The following is a 3,488-nucleotide window of genomic DNA, read 5'->3' as shown; positions in this document are numbered from 1 at the left end:
AAGAATTGCTTGACGACCATAGAGCGTTGGAACCACCTGATCCCATCCCGAACTCAGTAGTGAAACGACGCATCGCCGATGGTAGTGTGGAGTTTCTCCATGTGAGAGTAGGTCATCGTCAAGCTCCCATCCCAAGACCCCTGGTCAGCATCGCTGGCCGGGGGTTTTGCTTTTGCGCGCGGAAAAGTCGGGCCATTGCTGCGTATGCAATTCAGGCATGCCTCTATATGATGCGTGCCTGACTGTTGCGGGGGTGATATGCAGACCTTGCTGAAATTGCTGAGCGATGGCCGCTTTCATTCCGGAGAAGAGCTGGGTGCTCTACTCGGGGTAAGTCGCAGTGCTGTCTGGAAGCGCCTCGAGGGCTTTGAGCGTGACTACGGTATGGTTGTGCAGCGAGTGCGCGGCCGGGGCTACCGCCTGGAAGAGCCTCTGAGCATCATCTCGCCCAGACCCCACTCCGGCCCGTGGCCTCTCGATGTGCTGTTTTCGATCGATTCCACCAACGCCGAGGTTCTGCGGCGCCTCTCTGCTGGCGCCGAAGCGCCATTCGCTATTCTGGGTGAGCGCCAGACTGCTGGGCGAGGAAGGCGAGGCCGGCAGTGGGAAAGTCCCTTTGGTGCCAACCTTTATTACACCTTGGGTATCACTGTACGTGGTGGTGCGCAGGAGCTGGAAGGGATGAGCCTGGTGGTCGGTCTTGCGGTGGCGAAGGCCATCCAGGTGCTGGGTGTAAAGGACGTCGGTTTGAAATGGCCCAATGACGTCCTCGTCGGTGGCAAGAAGGTCGCCGGTATCCTGCTGGAGTTGACAGGGGATCCTGCTGACATCTGCAGCGTTGCCATCGGCATCGGCATCAATGTCAACATGCGCCGGGCGGACGCTATTGATCAGCCCTGGACCTCGGTTCGAGAAGCGTTGGGCAGGCTCGTCGACCGCAACGAGTTGCTGCAGGCGCTGGAGTGGCAACTTGCGCAGGCACTTTCCCGTCATCGCGAGCGCGGTTTTGCCGCCAGCCGTGAAGAGTGGGAAGCCCTTCATTTATGGCAGGGGCGGCAGGTTACGCTGTCCACTGTCGCCAATAATATCGTTGGGCGTGCCCTCGGCATCGATGAGAGGGGCGCACTGCGCCTCCTGGTGGATGGCAGGGAGCAGAGCTACAGCGGAGGCGAGCTGAGTCTGAGGTTGTCGGATGATTCTTGAGTTGGATTGCGGAAACAGCCTGATCAAGTGGCGGGTCGTCAGAAAACATGACCTGGTGACCGTTGCTGGTGGGGTGGCTGATTCCGATCAGGCATTGCTTGCGCAGCTGCAGGCGAGCGAGGTGGTGGATATCCGCTACTGCCGCATGGTCAGCGTGCGCAGTGAGCAGGAAACCGACGCGCTTCGTGTTGGCCTAGAGAGCGCCTTCCCGATTGCGGTGAAGATCGCAGCACCGGCTCCCGAGCTGGGTGGGGTGCTGAATGGCTACCGTGAGTATCAGCGGCTCGGGATGGATCGCTGGCTGGCGCTGGTGGCTGGCCATTGTCTAGCGGGGCGTGGCTGTCTGGTGCTCGATCTCGGCACTGCGGTCACTTCCGATCTGGTCGATGCCGCTGGCAAGCACCTGGGGGGCTATATAGCTCCGGGCATGCCCCTGATGCGCAGCCAGTTGCGCACCCACACTCGCCGTATCCGTTATGACGACGACGCGGCTCATGAGGCGTTGCAGAATCTGCTGCCGGGCCAGGAAACTTCCGAGGCTGTTGAGCGTGGCTGCGTGCTGATGCTGCGAGGGTTCGTGCGGGAGCAGATCGAACTGGCCAATAAACTGCTGGGTGACGATTGTGCTGTCTATCTGACTGGGGGCGATGCCGAGCTGGTCAAGGATGAGTCTGCTCGCGCCGTCGTGCTTCCGGATCTGGTATTTCTCGGCTTGGCGCTTGCCTGTCCGATCGAGTGAGTCTGATCGATGCGTTGGTTCTTCCTGTTCCTGCTCGCCCTCAATGTCTTCTATTACGTCTGGCATCAGCAGCAGGCGCCTCTCCGTCCCAAGGAGATAGCGCCGCTCAGTCTGTTCAAGAGTGAGCAGAAGAATATTCGCCTGCTCAGTGAGTCTGCCGAGGCGCCCCGGCGCCGTCAGGCTGAGGAAAAGCCAGCGGCCCCCAATGCCTCTGCCTGCGTCTACCTCGGCAGCTTCCCCGCAGAGGATCGTGCGCAGCTGCTGGTTCAGCGCTTGCTGAGCCTGGACGTCCAGGCTTCCGTGCAGACAGTGGATGCTGCCGCTGGCGTTGATTACTGGGTTTATCTCCCGCCGCTGGCCTCGCGCCAGGCTTCGTTGTGGCAGCTGCGCGAACTGCAGGCACGCAAGATCGATAGCTACATCATCACTGAGGGCGACCTGACTGACGGGATCTCCCTCGGGATCTTCCAGCGCAAGGATTCCGCTGACAGCGTCGTCGAGCGCCTGAAGGCAGCCGGATATGATGCGCTGGTGCGCGAATTGGCTCGTTCGCAGCATGACTACTGGGCGCAGATCACTCCGGAGGGTGGGCGGCTGGTGGATGATTCTCTGGTCCGCCAGTTGGCGCCGGATTTCCCGGAATTGCAGAAACAAACAATGCCGTGCAAAAACGTTGCAACCCCTCAGTAGTTTGAATAGAATGGCGCCCGCTTCACAGGGGTGGCCTGAAAGGGTCATGCACTGGAAGCCGTTGTCGAAGAGCTAAGCTCAAGTTTTTTAAAGAAAAACAGTTGACAACGCGGTGGCAGGCTGTAGAATGCCGCCTCACTCGGAGGGGTTCCCGAGCGGCCAAAGGGATCAGACTGTAAATCTGACGTCTCAGACTTCGAAGGTTCGAATCCTTCCCCCTCCACCAGTTTTCAAGCGTGAGCTGCAAGCTCCGCGGGTATAGTTCAGTGGTAGAACCTCAGCCTTCCAAGCTGATGATGCGGGTTCGATTCCCGCTACCCGCTCCAAGTTTGTTGCTGATGTCTTGCTCATGTAGCTCAGCTGGTAGAGCACACCCTTGGTAAGGGTGAGGTCAGCGGTTCAAATCCGCTCATGAGCTCCATCTCGCAAAGGCAGATATGAAAATATCTGCCTTTGTTTTAATGGTGACGTGACTTTCTCAATTCCTTACGGGAGGCGGTCAAGATGGCTAAAGAAAAGTTTGAGCGTAACAAGCCGCACGTAAACGTCGGCACCATCGGTCACGTTGACCACGGCAAAACCACTCTGACCGCTGCTCTGACCAAGGTCTGCTCCGAGACCTGGGGCGGTTCCGCTCGCGCTTTCGATCAGATCGACAACGCGCCGGAAGAGAAGGCTCGTGGTATCACCATCAACACCTCTCACGTTGAATACGACTCGCCGGTACGTCACTACGCTCACGTAGACTGCCCGGGCCACGCCGACTACGTGAAGAACATGATCACCGGTGCTGCCCAGATGGACGGCGCGATCCTGGTTTGCTCGGCTGCTGACGGCCCCATGCCGCAGACCCGCG

General features: G+C 59.2%; 4 protein-coding genes, 3 tRNA genes and 1 rRNA gene. All 8 read left to right on the top strand.

The window, feature by feature from the left end; all coding sequences use genetic code 11:
• The first annotated feature begins 8 nt into the window (after window positions 1–8).
• Window positions 9–124 (top strand): 5S ribosomal RNA (gene rrf, locus MJ122_RS29960).
• Window positions 125–258: 134 nt separating this feature from the next.
• A complete protein-coding gene (birA, locus tag MJ122_RS29955; protein ID WP_239747205.1) occupies window positions 259–1,203 on the top strand; it encodes a bifunctional biotin--[acetyl-CoA-carboxylase] ligase/biotin operon repressor BirA in 945 nt (314 codons plus the stop codon).
• The gene (locus tag MJ122_RS29950; protein ID WP_239747204.1) at window positions 1,193–1,942 is read left to right on the top strand and encodes a pantothenate kinase; all 750 of its coding nucleotides are present in this window, start codon (window positions 1,193–1,195) and stop codon (window positions 1,940–1,942) included. Before birA ends, MJ122_RS29950 begins: the two co-directional genes overlap by 11 nt.
• Window positions 1,943–1,951: 9 nt before the next feature.
• Entirely contained in the window at window positions 1,952–2,632 is a 681-nt protein-coding gene (locus MJ122_RS29945) for an SPOR domain-containing protein (RefSeq protein ID WP_239747203.1), read from the top strand.
• A gap of 141 nt (window positions 2,633–2,773) precedes the next feature.
• Window positions 2,774–2,858 (top strand) — tRNA-Tyr (locus tag MJ122_RS29940).
• A gap of 26 nt (window positions 2,859–2,884) precedes the next feature.
• Window positions 2,885–2,958 (top strand) — tRNA-Gly (locus MJ122_RS29935).
• Between the two features lie 19 nt (window positions 2,959–2,977).
• Window positions 2,978–3,053: transfer RNA gene (locus MJ122_RS29930), tRNA-Thr, on the top strand.
• Window positions 3,054–3,136: 83 nt separating this feature from the next.
• Window positions 3,137–3,488 (top strand): GTP-binding protein (locus tag MJ122_RS29925; RefSeq protein ID WP_239747202.1); only part of this gene is annotated, 352 nt, incomplete at its 3' end.

Source organism: Pseudomonas sp. DP-17, from assembly GCF_022380625.1.
Taxonomy (GTDB): domain Bacteria; phylum Pseudomonadota; class Gammaproteobacteria; order Pseudomonadales; family Pseudomonadaceae; genus Pseudomonas; species Pseudomonas nitroreducens_A.
This window is presented reverse-complemented; position numbering and strand designations above follow the sequence as displayed.

What these genes read in the sequence shown, in the direction of transcription:
- birA (WP_239747205.1), top strand. Translation starts at nt 259, where the DNA reads ATGCAGACCTTGCTGAAATTGCTGAGCGATGGCCGCTTTCATTCCGGA.
- MJ122_RS29950 (WP_239747204.1), top strand. Translation starts at nt 1,193, where the DNA reads ATGATTCTTGAGTTGGATTGCGGAAACAGCCTGATCAAGTGGCGGGTC.
- MJ122_RS29945 (WP_239747203.1), top strand. Translation starts at nt 1,952, where the DNA reads ATGCGTTGGTTCTTCCTGTTCCTGCTCGCCCTCAATGTCTTCTATTAC.